The organism is Desulfosporosinus acididurans (assembly GCF_001029285.1).
Classification (GTDB): domain Bacteria; phylum Bacillota; class Desulfitobacteriia; order Desulfitobacteriales; family Desulfitobacteriaceae; genus Desulfosporosinus; species Desulfosporosinus acididurans.
The window spans coordinates 285,394-304,924 of record NZ_LDZY01000004.1; the positions used below are offsets into that span (position 1 = coordinate 285,394).

A 19,531-nucleotide genomic window follows, 5' to 3' on the forward strand; every position below is an offset into this window, starting at 1 on the left:
AATAGATTTGACCAAAACAAGCTCTCAAACATGCATAAATACTACTAAAAATAATCAGAAGAAGAGGGTTAAAGGAGAAACAAGGGAACCGCTGTTACGACTGAGACCGATTGCTAACATCGGTAGCGAGAATCTGCTGAAAAATCGCTCGAAGCTGTTCGGCATTTCCCTGCGCCGAATCAGGGGGAGGGGTTGCTCCAGGATTAATGTTGAAATAACTCCTTAGGGCCATCCTGATGACCACGCCCCGTTCGCCTTCAGGGATCGCATCCAGTTTTTTAGCTATGCCGGGGTCGTCCCAAAATGTTCTCCTTCTTCGTACAATTGGACAGAGTTCTGAATTTCTCTGCATAATATTCATAACTTCACCTCCACAAAGTTTTGTCCATGGCGCGTAGTACACTGTATGATACTAGGTGTTTTTAGGGCGCTTGGTGTGTTACTGTGTGGTATAGAATATTAGTGAAGACTAATATTTATGACTAAAAAAGAGCAAAAAAAATTTTGGCCAGAACTAATATTTTCTTAATTAGTCTGGCCAAACATGTTCCACTGAGAACCCCAAGGCTTTAGCTATTTTCTTAGCAGTCTCTACATTACAGGTCTTTTTGTTGTTCTCGATCAAACTCAACTCACTTTGGGCTATCCCGCTCATCTCTGAAAGTTCTTTTTGGGTAACCTTTTGTTTCTTACGTATTTGCTTTATTCGATTCGCTCCCATCACATCACCAAAAGAATTCTTCCACATCTTTCCTTTGAATTCCTTCTGGATAAAAACATGGTCCTTTTGTCTTAAAATATGGGTATATACTAATAAAACTTAACAACTCTCTCGACATCGTTTTGTGGATTTCGACCTATCGAAAATGGTAAACTTGCTTCAATTAGCGAAGTAAATAGCGGCTCGGGACTAAAGTCCTATTTGGTAAAGGGAGGATAAAGCAAATGGGTGAGTCTAACACAGAAGAAAACCTTTATGAGATAGCTCTTGAAAATTCTAAGGAATATACCGAATACCAAGAACATCTAAATAAGGCAATCAAACTCGGACAAAGAATAATGGACTTTCTTGGTCCGGAGGGTAAAAAGCTATTTTTAGAATACGAGGCATCAACTTGCTTGGCTAAAAGAATAAAGATAGAAGTAGCTTATAATCTTGGGCTTGAGCATGGAAGTATGCCCAACAAAATGCCCAACAGTTTATCATAATTCATTTGTAGGATATGTATATGTATGTGTATGTTTATCTAAACGCAATAAATAAGGGCCGTAGTGACAATGAAGGAAATCCCGACACACTGGCAACTCTTATGCTATATTGCGTAACGCAAGAAATTACCTTGGGGTGGTAGAGGTCGCACGTTCAAATCGTGTCGCTCCGACCAATTTAAGATTTAGTGAAATCTGTGAAAACCGCACAGCAAGCGGATTTTGCGGGTTTTTTATTATTTGGGGGTTGGACAAAAATTAATTAAAAACCCGTAAAATACCCTAAGTTTCTCTAAGTAGTCGGTCAAGTGGCGGTCAAATGAAGGTTAAAACATCTTATTGAAATCAATTCAGTAAGGTGTTTTTTTATAGTTCATTATCATTTTTACGTTAAGTAGCTCGGTACGAGGCTGAATTATGAAGCTGTAAGTAAAATACTTTTGAGCGAATAAATATGCCTCATCGCACAAATGTTCAAACACCACTTGATTAGATTGAGTGATGGTAACAAGATTCCCCTCTCTTTGTGCCTTCAATGGCACAATTTTGAGCATTCTAAGAAGTGTATGATCATCATATCGATCCCAATAAGCCTTATGGTGTGGTTCCAGCAGCAGGTCTAGAACCCGTTGGTCGTTTAAATCTAGCATAATGTCCTTAACATAGCTTATGGCTAAAATGTATAACCATAAAAGTCATCAGCAAAATGATCAGGGTTTCCCAGTGTCATACAATAATGCAACATACCTATCGCCCAGCGTACTTATCCATTCCTCTAACAGCTCTTTTGTCAATTTGGAATTCGAGATTTTACTTAACACTTTCTCTACCTCTTCCCGAATAATGATCCTTTTAGGATCAATTCGGGTGGTCGTGCTCTTTGCTCTAACTTGGTGTTGTTGTTCAGCTAAGTTTGGTAGTTCGGAAAATTTCCTTGCCATTTGTTTTTCTGAAGGAGAAAGTTTTTCGGACACTTTAAATTCACCAAGCTTAATGTCCCATGTCGCAATTATTTTAGAAGCTTTGCTTAATTGAATAAGTCCTTTTTGTCGTAAGGGTTTTGTTCGCCGGTATAAGCGGTTGACATAAACATTTCGAGCATTCTACCTTTTTTCGAACTAGATGCAACCGTTGTTTGCTCCATGAGACCACTCCTATACATATTGTGGTATTTATTTGATATTTTCGTCATAAACCAGAGGGTTCCTGCTTAGGTGTTTACCTTGGTTCTTCTGACAATATGATCATCCTTTCTAATTCTATTTTGCATGACTGATTTGTGTTGCTAATAATATATATACATAGGGATTTCGAAAAAGAGGACGCTCTTTATTGCAGTTTGTGGAACGTAGAATGGTCCCCGGAGCAAAAGCTAGTCATTCTCTACTGTTTTTGTGAATTGTTATTTTAACATAAGATAACTCCATTAATGTAACAGCAATATTAGTAAACATACAAAAATATCAAAGGTAATGATGATGGGAATCATTGTTGCTACAGTCCCCCTTTAACAAGCGAACGATGGCGGACATGTATCCAGTGGGTCATTAATAATATTTCGCGAGGGTCAGCAATATTTCCGACCGGTGAACAAGAGGCAGAAAAAATAAAGTTGTTAACTGCTCTACATTTCATTCAGACAAGTATGCACAGACAAAATGTAAAGAAAATCATGGATAGGTTAGGACTTAGGTTGAAAAAGCTTAGGGAATATTGAAAGCTTTAATCAATATGGGGTATATCACACAGGATAGCAGGGATTGTGGTGGACCTTTTGAACCGTCGTCCACTAATTATTATCTCCGCGCAGAGGGTCTTACCACGTAGCCTCGGCTAGCTAACTGCGCTAAGCCCGCAGTTACGGGTGGGGACCTCTCCGGCAATATATCCGAGCGGGGGGGTATGCTGTGGTACCGAACCGAAGTACGAGGGCATAAGCACACGGTGGCCCCTCAATCGCAGGAATGCGGTCTGTTAGTTATTTTATCGCTCATGCTTCGCGAAAAATAACTGCGGGTCCTGTGCACGCGAATTCCCTCCTTCGTCGGTCATATGCTCGAGGAAAAATGGCAACTGCCAAGAAGCTACTGCTTAAAGGCACGAGTATTGATGAAATAGCTGAAATAACTGGTTTGTATGCCCAACAAATGCCCAACAAACCTTTTAAAACATAGTGGCTCGTCTAATCGGAAGTTAGGCGGGTCTCTTTTTTGCGTCATTTTCTTTGTGTATATTCCTGATGTTGTCATCTATCTCAAGTTGTTTATGCTGGTAAATAGATTTAAGAATGTAAGCGATGGAACAAACACCGTCGTGTAGCCCAACCTCCCATCTGATACACTAAGGACAAGTGATCAGATGGGAGGTTTTTAGGTTGAAATCCACAGCTAAAACTCTGCAGCTCTGGGAACAGCGAATAAAAGAAAGAGTCCAAAACGGCTTGACGATCGGAGAATGGAGTATCAATCTTTTGAGTTTTGGTAGTGCTGAAGAAAGTATCATGCGACTTGATAGCCCAAACATTGCTAACGAATTAATAATGAGTATTCTTAATAGATCTTCAATTTATTTATGATATAATATGTAAGTAATTGTAAATGGAACGAAAGTAAAATTTAAGGAGGGATTCGGTATGACTTTAGCGCAAAAGATTGAGCAGATTTTAAAAGATGAGTTAAAACCTGAAAATATTAAAACAATTATCGATTTAGCGGAGTTTTTAAAGGATAGAGAAAGCCAAAAGAAATGGGATGAAATTAATGAGTCCGAACATGAATTTATCACAGCGGAAGAACAGTCCCATCTTGATGAAGTAAAAGCAAAAGGTCAATTTATTGACCAAGATGAACTTCTACAAGAATTGGGGATAACCAAAGATGAAATACAAAATTAGGTATGAAAAAGATTGTCTTAAATACTTAAAAAAATTAGATAGAAATACTCAAGTTAGAATCATTAATGCAATAAACCAACTTCCGTTTGGGGATGTGAAAAAACTGCAAGGAAATATTGATGACTACAGATTGAGAGTAGGTAATTACAGAGTAGTATTTAGCAAAGATGATGAAAACATATTAATTAGTATTATCAAAATTGCTCCTCGTGGAGAAGTTTATAAGAGATAATAAGAGACCTGAAGAGGGTCTTTTATATTTGTAACGCATACTGGGAGTCTTCTCGCCGCAGAAAGATAAAGTGAGAGTAATCGTGATAACCCGGACGATTGGAGATTTCAACGACAAGAACGCGAGTGCAGAAATATGTAGTGATTGACCAAAGGATTGTGTGGTATGGAAGTATCAACCTCTTGAGTTTTGGTAGTGCCGAAAAAAGCATCATGTGGCTTGGCAGCCCAAACATTGCGAATGTTCACGCTGCTTAACAATAGAACTATAACCGAAATAGATATCCTCACAATGCATCAGATGTTTTATGAAGGTATCGAAAAGGAGTTTGCAGGGAAATACCGAGATATTGATGTATTCATCACTGGATCAAAATACCCAGTAGCAGAACCAATACATATCCATGGACAAAAGATTCGCAGCGGTTCCAGTTTAGATGAATTAGAACACATGTAATTAGCTTTTCTACCTTTAATGAAGAGCTCTTATTCTAAGTAAGAATGGGCTAAGCCCCATGCGCCATTCACCATAGCTTTGTTGCATAATAAATTCTTCTTATGAGAATAGTAGAGTCAATGGAGAAACTCCTCACATCTATGATGTTAAGATTAATGAGAGTCATAGTGAATTAGATAAAGTTTACTTGACCAATCCTAATCTGTGGGGATCGGTAAATGTTGAGTATTCCGTGCAAAAAGCTTCATAAGGTTAAACATGTTACGCAGGGAAGGACGCCTATAAAAAGTATGATACTATTGTGGGGACTTTTATCAATTAGTACGATAGTCACATTTTTGGTGTTGTTAATTTTAGTGCGTTTTATTGGAAGCACACAATTGACGCAGTTGACTTTTTTTAATTGGGTAGCAGGAGCAGCTATGGGAAATCTTGCAGCTAATATGATTGCGGCCCGAACTATTCAGGATTGGTTTTTCTCTTGTTATACCCTTATTCTCTTTGCAATAGTCTCTGTCTTAGCAGCAATACTTGCTCTTAAATACCGGCTATTCCGCAGAATTGCTAATGGTGAACCGATTGTGCTTATCCGTAAAGGAATTATGTTTCGAAAAAACTTGAGAAAAACAAAGGTTAATCTAGATGTCCTCATGATGCTATTGCGGGAAAAGGGCTATTTTTCTTATTCGGATATTGAATATGCTATTTTGGAACCAACAGGAAATTTAAGCATTCTCCCAAAACAGGAATATCAATCAGTGTCAAAAATCGATCTAGTAGAGGGGCCTGATCTTTCGCCGGAAGGACAAGGCCCCTTTGTGGAAATTATCGTCGATGGAGAAATTGATCATGATAAATTAAAGAGTACAAAGCATGATGAGGCATGGATACAGGAACAAATTAACAAAATAGGCGCTAACTCATTTGAGGATGTATTATATTTAGCGGTAAATTCGCAAGGTGAAGTTATTGCGGATTTACATAGAAGGGGAAATATTTCAACTCCATGATGTTATTTTGTATGGTTTAAGGTTAAGCGGCGATGTGATTAGAATCATATTGCCGTTTTTGTTGCCTGGAAAAGGATAATTATAATCTATCAGGAAAGGAGTTAACCCCATTGTCTCAAGTAAGAATCAGGCATGGACAGATGAGGCGATTTCTTCTCCAAAATCAAAGTTACAGGCTTAGAAACAAAGACGAATAGGACAACTAATTGAGGGCAAACTCTAATATAATCTTTCAATTAGATAGTTGAAATGTATTTCTTAGAGAAGGGTCAGGAACGAATGAAGTTGGATTATTAAAAATTCAAGGATCGAGACATATAATGGTAAGGGAAGTTCTATATTTGTAACTTTTTCATAGGATACTCATATCAGCGAGTTACACTTAGAATATATAAAAGGTAGATATCAGATTCAAATCCACCTGATCCATTCTTGGAGCGGGCCTTAAAGTAGATAAACTTTCTTGGATTCTTGGGAACGGGTAGATAAGGGTCTAAGAATTCTAATTCTATAGGATAATAAAGCGAGAATAAATAACGAGATAATGCAGGAAAAATGATGATAAAAACAGAAAGCCATCCCTTGTAAACGTTACAAGGTGATGGCTTCTTCATCATTGGAGGCACGGGATTCTATACTTTATGATTGGGGGAACTTTAATGGGCTATGAAAGTACTGAGGGTAAGAATCTAAGAATTCTTATGAATGAACTTCGAGCTGTGCTTGACTCAATCCATAGTGGAATCATCGCTGTTGATATAAATGGGAAAATAACGTTTATCAACGAAACTGCCAAGAAATTTATGGTATGCGGGGAAGAAATTATTGGGCGTGATGTTAATGAACTTATTCCTTTGTCTAAGATCAAAGATGTTTTATATAGTGCTAAGCCCCAATATGGAGTTAAGATGCAGATTGGAGATAAAACAGTATTAACCAATCGCACTCCTATTATAATTAATCGACAAATAACCGGAGCAGTAGGCTCTTTTATAGATATTACTGACCTAGAATTGGTCTCTCACCAATTACATTCTGTTCAAGAGCTGAATAGCGAACTCAGCGCCTTGATCGATTCTTCGGCTGATGGTTTAGTAATTACAGATGGTAAAGGCTGCATAATCCGCATGAACAAGGCCTACCGATTAATGCTTGGTATTCCCCTTGAAGAGAATTTTACAGGACGATCTGTAACAGAACTTGTAACAAATGGTTACTTATCGGAACTTGTCACATCCAAAGTACTCCAAACCCTTCACTCTTCTACTATGATTCAAGAAATTAATGGTAGAGAAATTCTGTTTACAGGGACCCCCGTTTTAAATACTAATGGCAAGGTAGTACGTGTAATTGCCAATATACGAGACCTCACTGAACTAAATTCCTTAAGACGAAATCTTCATAAATTTTCTCAAGAGATGGATACCTATCGCTCTGAACTATCCCGCTTAAAAATAAAAGCACTTGAGGACGGCTTTATCTTTAATAGCCCTGAAATCCGAAAAGTAGTGGAATTATCCATTCGCGTGGCGCGAGTGGATACAAATGTATTAATTACTGGGGAATCGGGCGTAGGCAAGGAAATTATAACACGGATGATTCGTGAAGCAAGCAAACGATCTACTGGACCTTTCATTAAAATCAATTGTGGAGCTCTCTCACCAAGTCTGATAGAGTCTGAACTATTTGGCTATGAAGAAGGAGCCTTCACAGGGGCCTCAAAGAAGGGAAAACCTGGAATCTTTGAACTTGCTTTAAATGGAACCTTATTCCTCGATGAAGTAGGTGAACTTCCTCTTGACCTTCAAGTTAAGTTATTAAGAGTGATCCAAGAGAAGGAGATTACCCGCCTGGGTGGGACGCGGAGCATTCCTGTTGATGTACGGCTGATCACAGCGACAAACCGAAATTTAGAACAAATGGTTAAAGAGGGAACGTTTCGGCAGGATCTTTTCTATCGCTTAAATGTTGTAAATATTTATGTTCCGCCTCTCCGTGAACGTGTAACTGATATTCCTATGTTAGTGGAGTACTTCATTCGAAAATTTTCTAAGAAATATAACCTTAATCGTAAAATTCCTCCTGAACTCATGCAAGCTTTTACTGAGCACGATTGGCCGGGAAACATTCGGGAACTAGAAAATAGCATTGAACGAATGGTGATTTTAAGCCCTGATGAATGGATCGAACCTTCCTTATTTAATGGTTCCAAAGAAACAACTGCTTTAGATTCGCCTCCGCTTAGTCTTTTAAAAGATGCCTTAGCCGAAACAGAGAAGAAAATGATCTTACAAGCCTATCATTTGACCAAGAGTACAAGGAAAGCTGCTTCGATGTTAGGTATTAATCAATCTACCGTTGTTCGAAAGCTGAAATTTTATGAAAACCAAAGTTCAGTGATGCCAAGAAGCATCACTGATTAGTCAGAGCATCAGGAATTTTCCTGTAAAAAGAGCTAAAGCGATGCAATGAGGCATCGCTAATTTTTTTTGTTTGTTTCAATTGCCGGGAAAATGCAGCAATAAGTGCACTATTTATTATCTGAATATTAAGAATATACTGGCGCGCTTTTTGCAATAGATTTTGCTGAGCGCGCTCTAAAGATGAAAATTTTTTGGGGGTGAAACTACTTGAATGAACTGCCATTAAAACCATATCCGAAGGATGCTGCGTCTAAAGCCAAGGAAACAAAACCCACTAGAGTTCGTACTAACATTGTAATCCTAACCTTTTTAAGTATTGTCATTGCCTATATGGATAGAGCCAACCTTTCCGTAGCTTCTGTAACGATTATGAAGGAACATGGTTGGAATACTGCCCAATGGGGCTCGATTCTTTCAGCTTTTTTTGTAGGTTATCTAGTTTTGCAAATCCCTGCTGGATGGATAGCGGATAAAATTGGCGGCAAACGAGTATTAGCAGCGGGTGTAGCCTGGTGGTCAATATTTACTGCAGCTACACCCTTTGCTAGAGGTCTAAACAGCTTATGGATCGTCAGAGCATTTATGGGGTTTGGCGAAGCTGTGACATTTCCTGCGGAAACGGCTATGGCTTCCAATTGGGTGCCTGTTAAAGAAAGAGCACGTTCGCAAGCTTGGAATTTATCAGGAATGGCTTTAAGCCTAGCCGTTTCAGTGCCAATTAGTGCCTGGATAATTAACACTTTCGGCTGGCCGGCAGTCTTTTATTTTGCAGGTCTGTTAGGCCTTATCTGGACTTTTTTCTGGTTATGGTATGCCAAAGATCGTCCGGCAGATCACCCTAAAGTCAATCAAGAGGAATTAGAGCTAATTGGGGCGGGGCATGGGGCTAAGAAAGAGCATTCTAACAACATGAGTGCTGTCCTGAGATCAGGTCCTGTTTGGGCTTTAGCTATCAATTACTTTTTTCAGAACTATTCTTGGTATCTTTATTTAACCTGGCTTCCAGGATATCTTGTTATGGCCCGTCATTTTAGCATCTTAAAAATGGGTATTTACGGAATGATGCCATATCTTGGAGCCTTCATAATAACAAACTTGGCTGGGTATATTTCAGATCGCATGATACCTAAAATCGGTGTAACCCGTGCTCGCAAGTATATTATGTACGCTGCCTTTGGAGGGAGCGCTTTATTCCTTTACCTTGGGGCGATGGCAGCAACCGGAGGAATGGCTGTTTTGTGGATTACCCTCGCAGTCTCCTTCCTATCTATGAATTTTTCATCTTTCTGGGCGCTCCCTATTGATCTTGGGCCCAAAAATGCAGGCTTAATATCCGGCATAATGAATACCTTTGGGACTATTGCCGGCATTATTGCGCCGATCGTTACAGGATTTATCGTTAATGCAACAGGATCTTGGGTCTATGCCTTGAGTGTCGCGATCATCTTATCGATTATTGGAATCTTCGTGTGTGCGTTCTTTGTTTCCGGAAAACAAGTTGTGGATTAAGGGACTCGTGAATTATTCGAGGTAATTTGAAATAGTTGAAAGGAAGGTAATCTATGAAAATTAAAGATAGAGTTGCTCTAGTAACAGGCAGCGGTCAGGGATTAGGAAAAGCAATTGCTTTCGCCTTAGCAAATGAGGGGGCTAAACTCGCAATTAACGAAATCTCCCTGAATGAGGTAAAAGCCCATGAGACTGTCTTAGAACTTCGTAAAATGGGAACAGACGCTGAGGTTTTTCTTGCGGACGTGACTCAAGAAAGTGAAGTCAATGAGATGGTTGGGGAAATCATAACACGTTTCGGACGGATCGATATCCTTGTTAACAATGCCGGTATTAATCGAGATGGTTTGATCCATAAAGGCAATATACAGAATTGGAATGCAGTAATGAATGTAAATCTTACCGGGCCTTTCATCTGTACTAAAGCTGTATTGCCTAGTATGAGACAAAATAATTATGGCCGAATTGTCAATATCTCATCGCTTACGGCTAGACTAGGTATCTTTGGAACAGGGTATTATGCGTCAACAAAATCGGGTTTAATCGGCTTAACTAAAGTTACAGCTGTTGAGAATATGTCCCAAGGAATTACCTGTAATGCACTGGCCCCTGGCTATATTAAAACGGACATGATGATGAAATATCCTGAAGAACAACTTCAGGCACTCATTGCCAAGATTCCTGCCGGCCGTTTGGCGGAACCGGCTGAAATTGCTGATGTCGTTGCCTTTGTCGCGGCTGATTCTGCATCCTACATGACAGGTGCAGTTATCGATATCAATGGCGGGTATTTTATTTAGAGATCATGCAAACGCCTATTTGCAAAGTTATGTTATTGGAGATGCAGAGATGGAAAAACTTATTGGACGCTTAATCCAAAAAGATCGCATAGCTCTTAGTAAGCTAATCACGATGGTCGAGAACGATAGCCCTAAATCGCTCGATATTATGAAGGCAATTTATCCCCTGACCGGCAAAGCTTATGTTCTCGGGGTTACTGGTCCTCCCGGCGCTGGAAAAAGCACCTTAGTTGATAAATTGATTCGTAATTTTCGAAGTGAAGATTATAGTGTTGGTGTGCTCTGTGTAGACCCTAGCAGTATTTTTAGCGGAGGAGCCTTTTTGGGGGATCGAGTGCGAATGGAGTGGGCTTATAAAGATGACGGTGTATACTTGCGGAGTTTAGCCACCCGTGGTGCTCTAGGCGGTTTGGCCCCTAGGTTAAGTGAAATTATTAAACTGATGGATGCCTATGGGGAAGAGATTATAATCGTCGAAACCGTAGGAGTGGGTCAAATGGAAGCAGATATCATTCGTTATGCTGACACAAAGATTGTTGTTTCTGTTCCGGGACTGGGCGATCAGATGCAGGCTTTAAAAGCTGGGATCTTAGAAATTGCCGATGTGTTAGTCGTTAATAAAGCTGATCTTCCAGGTGCTCGAGATGTTGTTGATGACCTGCAAATGATGCTCTATTTAAAGAAAGAAAGTGACTGGACTCCGGAAATTGTCTTGACGGAAGCACTTAATGACCGAGGGATTTCAGACCTCTATGAAGCCATTCACAGACACAGAACATTTTTATGTCAATCGGGATTAAAAGAACAACAGATCTATCTGCAGCGTGAACATGCCTGCTATGGTGCTATAGAAGAAGGCTTGAAGAACCACTTGCATAAAAGTTTTCTAGAAGTTGACGAAGTTAAAGCTATTTTAAAAAGAGTTCGAGAGGAGAATTTAAATCCTTATCATGCCGCGGATGAAATTCTGCAATTGCTTTTTACCAATACACATTGAGGAAGGTGAATAATTATGCAAAGTAAGCAACAGAAAACAACGTTAGAGATACTTAAAGAGACTATGAAGGAAACTGATAATTGTCAAGTCTATGACCCAACTTATCTCGCCAAAGTTCAAGAAAGTCTTAATCAATGGAAAAAGGAAAGGGTTAAACCTAAGGATCTTGAAAATTGGAGTAATATTCCTCTTACAGTTCTGGGTTCTGAAATTCCACGGGAAATGATCTATACTCCATTGAATATTGCCAATACGGATTACGGTGAACAACTGGGAAATCCGGGCGAAGCTCCGTTTACTCGGGGAATTCACAGTAATATGTATCGCGGCCGGACCTTTACCCAACGTCAATTGGTCGGTTTCGGCGGTCCAGAGGACACGAACGCCCGAATAAGGTATTTGCTGAATCACGGAGCTACAGGAATTAATCTTCTTTTTGATATGCCAACGATTCAAATGTATGATTGTGACGACCCAATGGCACAAGGTTCCGTTGGATCCTGTGGAGTCAGTGTCAACCATGTTCATGACTGGGAATTGCTTTATGAAGGGATTGATATTGCGAAAGAAACCTCCTCCATCGTTACGCACTACCCTTCCAATACTGCCTGCCTCTTTCCGATGTATTTGGTCATGGCCGAAAAAAGAGGGGTACCTTGGGATCAACTTAAAGGCAGTTCACAAAATGATCTGACGCTGGAAGAACTCGTTCGTAATTCTTCTGAATATATTCCACCTAAAGATTGTTTCCGGATTGAGTGTGACAATATTGAATTCATCCGTAAGAATGTGCCAAAATGGAATTTCATTACGCTTAATGGTTACAATTTCCGAGAATTTGGGACATCCGGCGTTACAGAGATGGCTGTAGCAGCAACTCACGGGATGGCAATCTTGGATGAAATGATCCGCCGCGGTTATGAAGTGGATTGGGCAGCTGAGAGATTAGCCTTCTTCTGGTCTGGAGGGATGGATATCTTCGAGGAGGTCTCCAGACTACGGGCGATGAGGAGACTATGGTACAGAATCCTTAAGTATAAGTATAATGCTAAGAACGATCGCTCAACCTGGATGAGGTGTCATCTACAGACTTCCGGTATAAGCTTAGTCAGGGAAGAGCCCTATAACAATGCTATTCGATCGGCTTTTGAGGCGCTGGCTGCTGTTCTTGGCGGAGTCCAGTCTTTGCATGTCGATTCGTATGACGAGGCAATTTCGGTTCCTTCCGAGGAAGCATCCCTGCTTTCTTTACGGACACAACAAATTATTGAACATGAAACAGGAGTTACCGCTGTTGTTGATCCATTGGGAGGTTCTTATTACGTAGAGGCTTTGACCAATCAGATGGAAGAGAAAATCTTAGCCGAGATCACAGAGATTGAAAACCAAGGGGGCTATGTGGAAGCTATTGCCAACGGCTATCTCAGCCGGAAAATATACAATTATATGTATAAAGAGCAAATGCGAATCGAAAAAGGTGAAATTAAAATTGTCGGTCATAATTACCAAAAAAGTGGTGAAGGAGAAGATTTTGAAGCCTTCCATTATCCTGAGGAATGTGAGGCCAGACAATTACAACGTCTTGAGGATCACAGAAAGAATAGAAATAGTGATGAGGTTGAAAAGGCTCTTAATGAATTAAGGATCGCTTGCAGAGAGGGTAAGAACGTCATGGAATATACTGTGAATTGTGCTCGAGCAGGTTGTACGGTTGGTGAACAATGGAAGATTTTCAAAGAAGTATTTGGCCTTTGGAAACGACCCAGTGTATTTTAAGTGAAAGGGGTGGACAATCGTTGGAAGATAGGAAAATTAAAGTTTTAATGTGTTGCCTCGGACCCGAGACACATAATCGCGGAATCATCGTCGTGAGTACCATTTTAAAGGAAGAAGGTATGGAAGTTGTCTATATGGGCAACACCACTGCAGAAAATGCACTCAGAGCAGCGATAGAAGAAGATGTACAAATTATTGGTGTCAGCTCACTATCGGGCGCTCATTTGCGTACAGGAAAACACCTCTTGGAATTAGCGAAACACAAAGGCATTGATAAAAGTATTGCCTTTGTCATTGGGGGAGTCATTCCGCCAAATGATGTTAAAATTCTTAAGGACATGGGCTTTTATGATGTTTGCGTTAGCGGCACGAAAAGGGAGGAATTGGTAACCGTCGTGAAAAATGCCGCTAATACTGTTGGGTAAGGTTTACTGACTTTAAGATAAGAAAATGTTGGAGCAAGCTTACAAATAGTATGATGACAAATAACGAGGAGATACGTTTTGTCAAAGGGATATGGCAGCATTTAGCCGACCTTTTTTTCTGGCTGGCTTGGCGGAAATATCTTCACTTGCTTAAATGGGCATTTTCGGTTATCATAGACAATGAGTTGGGTTTGATTAACCTTACTTGCGATGGGGCTCGCTATTGCATAACGCTGATGGCTCCTACTGAAACTTTTTCAGTAGGAGTCTTTTTGGTTTTTAAGGAAGGAGCAAAACTGTTGAATATTTTTGTCATAGCTTTAGGAGGCGCTCTAGGGGCATTGTCGCGCTATAGTCTCGGCTTATGGGTATCTACTAAGTGGAGTCATGGTTTTCCATTAGGTACGTTTATTATCAACGTAACTGGTGCGTTTTTATTGGGATTCTTGAATATTTTATTCATTGAAAGATTAACCCTAAGTCCATTATTGCGCCTTGGTATTGGCGTTGGGTTTCTTGGTGCCTACACGACTTTTTCAACATTTAGTTATGAAGCGATTATGTTACTGGAAGGAGGTAGTTTACTCACAGCAGCGCTTTATACTCTTTTAACTGTAACTGTTGGATTCGCTGCGGCCGCCTTAGGAGTTGGCTTAGCTCGGATTTTATAAATTTCATACAAAAGGAGGGACTCTAAATATGTTGGGGAAAGCGAAATTGCTGAAAGTATATTTGGGAGAAAGTGAACGATATAAGAACAAACCTCTCTATCAGTATTTAGTCCTTTGGCTCAAAGAAAAAGGGGTTGGAGGTGTCACGGTCAGTCGAGGAATCGAAGGTTATGGACAGGATAAGGTACTTCATACTGCACGCCTCTTGGAATTGTCTTCTGATCTGCCCATTATCTTGGAAATTGTTGACTTAGCTGAGAAAATTGATCCTCTAATTCCTCAAATATGTTCAATCGTTCCGAAAGGTTTAGTTTTTTCTTTAGATATCCAGGTTCATAAATATGGAAGTAAACAAGAATAAGGCGATTAGCATGCTCCTTCGATTATCAAACAGAACCCGAACAACGAAGGGAACTGTTCCAGGTTAGCGGCGATATGATTAAAATCATATCGCCGTTTCTGTTGCCTGGAAAGAAACTAAGACGAATAGGACAACTGATTGGGGGCAAACTCTAACAGTAATCGTTCAATTTAATGGCTGGTTTAGTCAAATGCAAAATAAAACTATTGCTGGCTAAGAGAGTGCTGCGATCATAAGAAATAGTAAAGCCGCTTTGGTGTTTTAATATTTGGCTCGCTGAATTTTTACTTTCAAGGAGGTACTAAAAATGAAAGCTAATAGACTTAAGGTTTTGGGTTCCTTGTCGGCGTTAATAGCGACTGGGTATGCAATAGAACATCGAAACGAAACAAGAAAAACAAAAACTAGAAATCGGAGAATAATGTTAGCTGCATTACCACTAGCGGCTTTATCTGTGCAGCCTCTTTTACGTAAGCGGATTCAGAAAAAGATTGCGGATGCGGTTACCACAATAACAACAGATGAATATAACCAAAATATTATGGAGTTGTGGACAGCTATTAAACGTGCAGATATCCATAACATCATGGAAATCAACCTTAGAGCGACTCAGGGGACTGCTATTACAAGACCAATAGGAACGCCTAAAAAGTTTGATGGTTACGATAATATAATGTTCATACCACCACAGCTTACTGATCTTTCTAAGCCCGGTAATACAAAGATCGATATGGAGGTTGTGATTGGTAAGAAGGCCAGTAAACCGTTAATATTGCCAATTCCGTTGATTATTTCTGGGATGGCATACGGTATAGCTTTAAGTGAAAAAGCCAAAAGGGCCCTGGCCAGAGGAGCAAAAACGGTCGGTACTGCAATCTGTTCCGGTGAAGGTCCGTACTTAGAAGAAGAGCGGCGGGAAGCAGGTAAATATATTCTGCAAATTTCCAATTGGCCATGGGGGTTACGAAAAGACGAGGAAATTTTGGCTGCAGACATGTTAGAAATCCAAGTTGGACAAGGGGCACAAATGGGAGCCTATTATGTTGCTCCGGAGGAAATCAAAGGAAAGGCTCGAAGACTCATGGGGTTATCTCGGAATGAAGGTATAAGTCGAATGCCGGCACCTCCTGGCATACGGAGTAAAAATGATTGGTCAACTTTTTTTAGTAAGATTCGTCAAAGAGCTCAGGGTATTCCTATTGGAATTAAAATGATGGCAACTGAAAAAATAGAAGAAGAGTTGGCAAAGGCTTTGGAATATGGGGTTGATGTTATTGCAATTGACGGTGCGCAGGGTGGTGCATTAACCTCAAATCCGACGATTCAAGATGACTTTGGAATTCCAAGCCTGCATGCCTTAGTTCGGGCAGTTAGATATTTGAACGATCAAAGAGTAAGAAACCAAGTTAGCCTGATTGTAGCAGGCGGATATTTCAATCCCGGAAGTTGTCTTAAAGCCATCGCACTGGGCGCTGATGCTATTTATCTTGGGACCCTCCCTTTATACGCTATGGTCAATAAACAACATAAGAAGGTTTTACCCTGGGAACCCCCGACAACTCTTGTAAGCTATGTGTCAAAATATAACCATAAGTTGGATATAGGGGTAAGTGCTGAGAGGGTTGCTAATGTTTTGCGTTCGATGGTTGTAGAAATGGAACAAGTTTTGCGCAGCTTGGGCAAAACATCTCTTCATGACCTGAGCCCTAAAGATTTAGTCGCCCTTGACGACTTTTCCAGTCAATTAACAGGAATCAAGAAAGCGTACTAGTCTAAATTTATAATAGTGCCGGCTGATAAAATTGATATTATGATGGTACGTTAATAATTGCAAGCTGTGTCCATACACAGCTTTTTTTGTACATTAATATGCTCTTTTTTTAGCCATATAGTTATCGTTGACGTATCGTTGCAAATCAACTTGCTTGTAAATGCTATAATTATTAAGCAGATATTTTTGATCATTAGGAGTGAATAGGATTGAATTCGGACAATAAACTCATTCTTCATGTGCAGGCAGAAGATTTAGCCGAATTGTTTAAAACTTTGGCTGATCCGACGCGAGTAAGAATTATTGATGCTCTTGCCGAAGCAGAATTATGCGTCTGCGATTTAGCAGAACTCTTAAACCTAAGTCCATCGGCAACCTCGCATCAATTACGTGTGTTGCGTGGCAATAAGCTGGTAAAATTTCGTCGTGAGGGAAAAATGGTTTATTATGCTTTGGACGATGAACACGTTTTAGGTTTGTATAGCCAAGGGCTTGAACATATTAATGAGCATACGACTACTAAGTAAGACATATGCAGGAAATAAGAAAAAAAGGGCAAACCCGGTCAAACACCGAACAAATTGCTGATGGAATATTATGGAGCGTAATCATTATGAGGAGGGAATTTGAAATGTATCATTATGTACGCAGAGGCGAAACGCTTCATATAATTGCTAAGAATTATGGGACACACGTTCATCGATTAATGGCATTAAATCCTCAAATTTGTAATCCTAACCGGATCTACCCTGGCGAAAAAATTAGAGTTCGCTAATTAACAAAAGGGACAAGAATCGAGACAAGGCGCATTGCCTAGCAAAAAGAGGTATGGTTCGAAGATCCAAAAGATGGTAGTAAACTTTAAGCACTCTCAAATGAGAGTGCTTATTCGTGTTTTTGTTTTATCCAAAATGTTCAGCTTTAGCCGAACGAGTTCACTGTAAAGTTGCTGCCGGACCTTGGACAACATTATACATTTGTCCAAGGGTATGCATTACGGTTTGATCGGCAGCCTCCAAAGGATAATATCCTTTTTTGACCATCCATTGCCAAACGTCATAGGCATGATGGGATGACATTTTAAATGCATCCTCTAAAAAGGCACGTACCCCCGGATTACTCGTTTCCATTGCAGACCAAGCATATTCACACGGCCAGCTCTTTTTAACGTTAACATATAAGACGTCGCTATCTCCCTGTCATTTAGCGAACTTACCTGAGTCCTTGGAGTCACAGATTGGTCGTCTGCTTGTGATTGAGTATAATTTGGCAGGGTATTGTTTAAGGGAGGAACCTGGAGGGTTGACTAAGAAAAAAAGCCATATTCGTAATTGAGTTTACACAGCTGAGTGTTAATTCATGTAGGTCATGGGCCTCATGGGCTGCTAATTGCATTTGTTAACCCCCTCGCTCAATCGTATTATTTTCATCATAGTATTAAGTGTTTCAAAAGTATTAGACTTTTATTCTAATTCCCCATCCTACAACTTTTGAATTTTATAGCATAATCTGGATTAATTTGGTGCAATTTATATAAATAAAGTATTTGGATCGTTATTGATGTATTGATGATGCATAATTATGAGCTAGCGGGCAAGCACCTAGGGAGATGATCTAATTTTATAGAGAAGAACTTTAAAAAGGGTTGGTGAAGAAATGCTTCAAACAAAAGCCTGGAGAAACTTAATTATTTCCATCGCGGTAACAATTATTGCTGTAGTAGTATTAACACGGTCAATTCAGCCCGCTGAAACTCCCCCGTCTAACCAGTCGAATCAAACTCCTTCCTCAAATACATCTTCCACGTCTTCCAGCACGACTCAAGTAAGCGGTGTAAATTTATATAACACTTATTGCTCAGCCTGTCATGGCTCTAACGGTTCCGGGGCGAGCGGACCTGCCCTTAATATAGGTAGTTGGTCCGACTCAGCCAAGGTTCAGACTATCGTTAAATCGGGTAAGGGAGGTATGCCAGGTTTTCAAGGACAATTAAGTGATCCTCAAATTAAAGCTATTGGCGATTATGTAGCTGCACTTAAAAAGTAAAAATGTGTGTAGTTGAACATAGCTGGAATGTAGAAAAGTTGAAAGGAAGAATGAGTTTTGAAATCAAATATAGCATCAGTCTTCTCTTACAAATGGATAACTAAAGAGCCAATTAAGCTTTCGATTGCAAAAACTCGTTTAATTTTACTTTTTCTTGTACTGAATTATTTGATTGTATTTTTAGATGTTACGATTGCCCATGCAGCGGATGCTTTTTCGCCAGTTTACGAATGGATTCCAGTTGTATTTTGTCCGCTTGCAGCTATTGCAGCTCTTCTTCTCTTGTTTAAACCAAAGCCAGGCATTATAAATAGTCTGCATATGGGGCTTAATTTGCTTGGTATTTGTATTGGAGTACTGGGGTTTATCTTTCATTTCACGGGTGTAATAGGTGGTAATTCCTTTAGCCTAACTAAATTGGTAGGTGGTAATCCTGTTTTCGCCCCTTTGGCCTTCATAGCTCTGGGGATTATTGGTGCTATTACTGGGATGGATGATCGCCCAAGATTAAAAAGATATGGACTGACGCAAAAAACACGTTGGCTGCTCATGGCCACAGGCTTCTGGTTTTTTGCTACGGCCCTAGTAGCCTTTTTCGATCATGCCAGTACTCGATTCGGCAATTTCTACACATGGTTTCCTGTTTATATAGGATTTTTTGCTGCAAGTGTTGTTTTCCTTCAGGCGTTTTCTTCCACAGATAAAATGACTTCAAGGCTTTTGGCTATAACCATGGTACTGAGTATGTTAATTGGTTTATTGGGTTTTATTCTTCACCTTTCGGCAGATGTGTCAGGAGGATTTAGTTGGAGAAGAGTATTTTATGGTGCTCCTGGATTAGCCCCACTCCTTTTTTGTGATCTGGCAATATGGGGAGGCCTTGTCTACTTAGACCCTATCATTTCGGCTGATAAAGAAGAACCCTTACAGGGCGGGCAGTATGGGTGATTAA

General features: G+C 40.0%; 24 protein-coding genes and 1 pseudogene. 20 read left to right on the top strand and 5 right to left on the bottom strand.

Features of this window, described 5'->3' with window-relative positions:
- Positions 1–94: 94 nt before the first annotated feature.
- Positions 95–352, bottom strand: a complete 258-nt coding sequence (locus DEAC_RS07110) for a hypothetical protein (protein WP_152671363.1) — start codon at positions 350–352, stop codon at positions 95–97.
- Positions 353–529: 177 nt separating this feature from the next.
- On the bottom strand, positions 530–748 hold the full coding sequence (locus tag DEAC_RS07115; protein ID WP_053006318.1) for a helix-turn-helix transcriptional regulator: 219 nt from the start codon (positions 746–748) through the stop codon (positions 530–532).
- Between the two features lie 197 nt (positions 749–945).
- On the opposite strand from DEAC_RS07115, the gene DEAC_RS07120 reads away from it, so the two are divergent.
- Positions 946–1,209, top strand: coding sequence for a hypothetical protein (locus DEAC_RS07120; protein WP_047809320.1), 264 nt, complete (start codon positions 946–948; stop codon positions 1,207–1,209).
- Between the two features lie 710 nt (positions 1,210–1,919).
- Here the strand turns inward: DEAC_RS07120 and DEAC_RS07130 are convergent.
- On the bottom strand, positions 1,920–2,183 hold the full coding sequence (locus tag DEAC_RS07130; RefSeq protein WP_047809322.1) for a hypothetical protein: 264 nt from the start codon (positions 2,181–2,183) through the stop codon (positions 1,920–1,922).
- A 990-nt stretch (positions 2,184–3,173) separates the two neighbouring features.
- On the opposite strand from DEAC_RS07130, the gene DEAC_RS07135 reads away from it, so the two are divergent.
- The 7 genes from DEAC_RS07135 to DEAC_RS07165 all read left to right on the top strand — a co-directional run bounded on the left by DEAC_RS07135 (position 3,174) and on the right by DEAC_RS07165 (position 8,223).
- Complete coding sequence (locus DEAC_RS07135) at positions 3,174–3,383, top strand: hypothetical protein (RefSeq protein ID WP_047809323.1); 210 nt, start codon at positions 3,174–3,176, stop codon at positions 3,381–3,383.
- Between the two features lie 200 nt (positions 3,384–3,583).
- Entirely contained in the window at positions 3,584–3,784 is a 201-nt protein-coding gene (locus tag DEAC_RS23735) for a phospholipase D-like domain-containing protein (RefSeq protein ID WP_047809324.1), read from the top strand.
- A 57-nt stretch (positions 3,785–3,841) separates the two neighbouring features.
- The gene (locus tag DEAC_RS07145) at positions 3,842–4,102 is read left to right on the top strand and encodes a hypothetical protein (RefSeq protein WP_047809325.1); all 261 of its coding nucleotides are present in this window, start codon (positions 3,842–3,844) and stop codon (positions 4,100–4,102) included.
- Positions 4,086–4,334: a type II toxin-antitoxin system RelE family toxin gene (locus DEAC_RS07150; protein WP_047809326.1), complete on the top strand. Its 249-nt coding sequence runs from the start codon at positions 4,086–4,088 to the stop codon at positions 4,332–4,334. The genes DEAC_RS07145 and DEAC_RS07150 overlap by 17 nt, the downstream gene beginning before the upstream one ends.
- A gap of 195 nt (positions 4,335–4,529) precedes the next feature.
- Complete coding sequence (locus DEAC_RS23820; RefSeq protein WP_047809327.1) at positions 4,530–4,790, top strand: hypothetical protein; 261 nt, start codon at positions 4,530–4,532, stop codon at positions 4,788–4,790.
- Between the two features lie 290 nt (positions 4,791–5,080).
- A complete protein-coding gene (locus DEAC_RS07160; RefSeq protein ID WP_207642579.1) occupies positions 5,081–5,800 on the top strand; it encodes a DUF421 domain-containing protein in 720 nt (239 codons plus the stop codon).
- Positions 5,801–6,459: 659 nt separating this feature from the next.
- On the top strand, positions 6,460–8,223 hold the full coding sequence (locus DEAC_RS07165) for a sigma-54 interaction domain-containing protein (RefSeq protein ID WP_047809328.1): 1,764 nt from the start codon (positions 6,460–6,462) through the stop codon (positions 8,221–8,223).
- Here DEAC_RS07165 and DEAC_RS07170 read toward each other — a convergent pair.
- Complete coding sequence (locus DEAC_RS07170) at positions 8,213–8,446, bottom strand: hypothetical protein (RefSeq protein ID WP_047809329.1); 234 nt, start codon at positions 8,444–8,446, stop codon at positions 8,213–8,215. The genes DEAC_RS07165 and DEAC_RS07170 overlap by 11 nt on opposite strands.
- Here DEAC_RS07170 and DEAC_RS07175 point away from each other — a divergent pair.
- The 10 genes from DEAC_RS07175 (at position 8,431) to DEAC_RS07220 (ending at position 17,308) form a co-directional block, all read left to right on the top strand.
- Complete coding sequence (locus tag DEAC_RS07175) at positions 8,431–9,732, top strand: MFS transporter (RefSeq protein WP_047809330.1); 1,302 nt, start codon at positions 8,431–8,433, stop codon at positions 9,730–9,732. The genes DEAC_RS07170 and DEAC_RS07175 overlap by 16 nt on opposite strands.
- A 53-nt stretch (positions 9,733–9,785) precedes the next feature.
- On the top strand, positions 9,786–10,532 hold the full coding sequence (gene fabG / locus DEAC_RS07180) for a 3-oxoacyl-ACP reductase FabG (RefSeq protein WP_047809331.1): 747 nt from the start codon (positions 9,786–9,788) through the stop codon (positions 10,530–10,532).
- Positions 10,533–10,581: 49 nt separating this feature from the next.
- Positions 10,582–11,529 (top strand): methylmalonyl Co-A mutase-associated GTPase MeaB, encoded by a 948-nt coding sequence (gene meaB, locus DEAC_RS07185; RefSeq protein ID WP_047809450.1) that lies wholly within the window; start codon positions 10,582–10,584, stop codon positions 11,527–11,529.
- Between the two features lie 15 nt (positions 11,530–11,544).
- Positions 11,545–13,305 carry an acyl-CoA mutase large subunit family protein gene (locus DEAC_RS07190; protein WP_047809332.1) on the top strand — a complete coding sequence of 587 codons (1,761 nt, stop codon included), beginning with the start codon at positions 11,545–11,547 and terminating at the stop codon, positions 13,303–13,305.
- 20 nt (positions 13,306–13,325) lie between these two features.
- Positions 13,326–13,730: a cobalamin B12-binding domain-containing protein gene (locus tag DEAC_RS07195; RefSeq protein ID WP_242847093.1), complete on the top strand. Its 405-nt coding sequence runs from the start codon at positions 13,326–13,328 to the stop codon at positions 13,728–13,730.
- A 299-nt stretch (positions 13,731–14,029) separates the two neighbouring features.
- On the top strand, positions 14,030–14,401 hold the full coding sequence (gene crcB, locus DEAC_RS07200; protein ID WP_047809452.1) for a fluoride efflux transporter CrcB: 372 nt from the start codon (positions 14,030–14,032) through the stop codon (positions 14,399–14,401).
- Between the two features lie 28 nt (positions 14,402–14,429).
- On the top strand, positions 14,430–14,762 hold the full coding sequence (locus DEAC_RS07205; protein ID WP_047809333.1) for a DUF190 domain-containing protein: 333 nt from the start codon (positions 14,430–14,432) through the stop codon (positions 14,760–14,762).
- Positions 14,763–15,069: 307 nt separating this feature from the next.
- A complete protein-coding gene (locus tag DEAC_RS07210) occupies positions 15,070–16,533 on the top strand; it encodes an FMN-binding glutamate synthase family protein (RefSeq protein ID WP_047809334.1) in 1,464 nt (487 codons plus the stop codon).
- 209 nt (positions 16,534–16,742) lie between these two features.
- The gene (locus DEAC_RS07215) at positions 16,743–17,060 is read left to right on the top strand and encodes an ArsR/SmtB family transcription factor (protein ID WP_242847094.1); all 318 of its coding nucleotides are present in this window, start codon (positions 16,743–16,745) and stop codon (positions 17,058–17,060) included.
- A 104-nt stretch (positions 17,061–17,164) separates the two neighbouring features.
- Positions 17,165–17,308 (top strand): LysM peptidoglycan-binding domain-containing protein, encoded by a 144-nt coding sequence (locus tag DEAC_RS07220; protein WP_047809335.1) that lies wholly within the window; start codon positions 17,165–17,167, stop codon positions 17,306–17,308.
- A 160-nt stretch (positions 17,309–17,468) separates the two neighbouring features.
- On the opposite strand, the pseudogene DEAC_RS07225 reads toward DEAC_RS07220, so the two are convergent.
- Positions 17,469–17,928, bottom strand: a pseudogene (locus DEAC_RS07225) (spore coat protein).
- Between the two features lie 261 nt (positions 17,929–18,189).
- Here DEAC_RS07225 and DEAC_RS07230 point away from each other — a divergent pair.
- Together DEAC_RS07230 and DEAC_RS07235 are read left to right on the top strand one after the other, a co-directional pair.
- Positions 18,190–18,579 (top strand): c-type cytochrome, encoded by a 390-nt coding sequence (locus tag DEAC_RS07230; protein ID WP_047809336.1) that lies wholly within the window; start codon positions 18,190–18,192, stop codon positions 18,577–18,579.
- A gap of 57 nt (positions 18,580–18,636) precedes the next feature.
- Positions 18,637–19,527: a hypothetical protein gene (locus DEAC_RS07235; protein WP_047809337.1), complete on the top strand. Its 891-nt coding sequence runs from the start codon at positions 18,637–18,639 to the stop codon at positions 19,525–19,527.
- Positions 19,528–19,531: the final 4 nt, after the last annotated feature.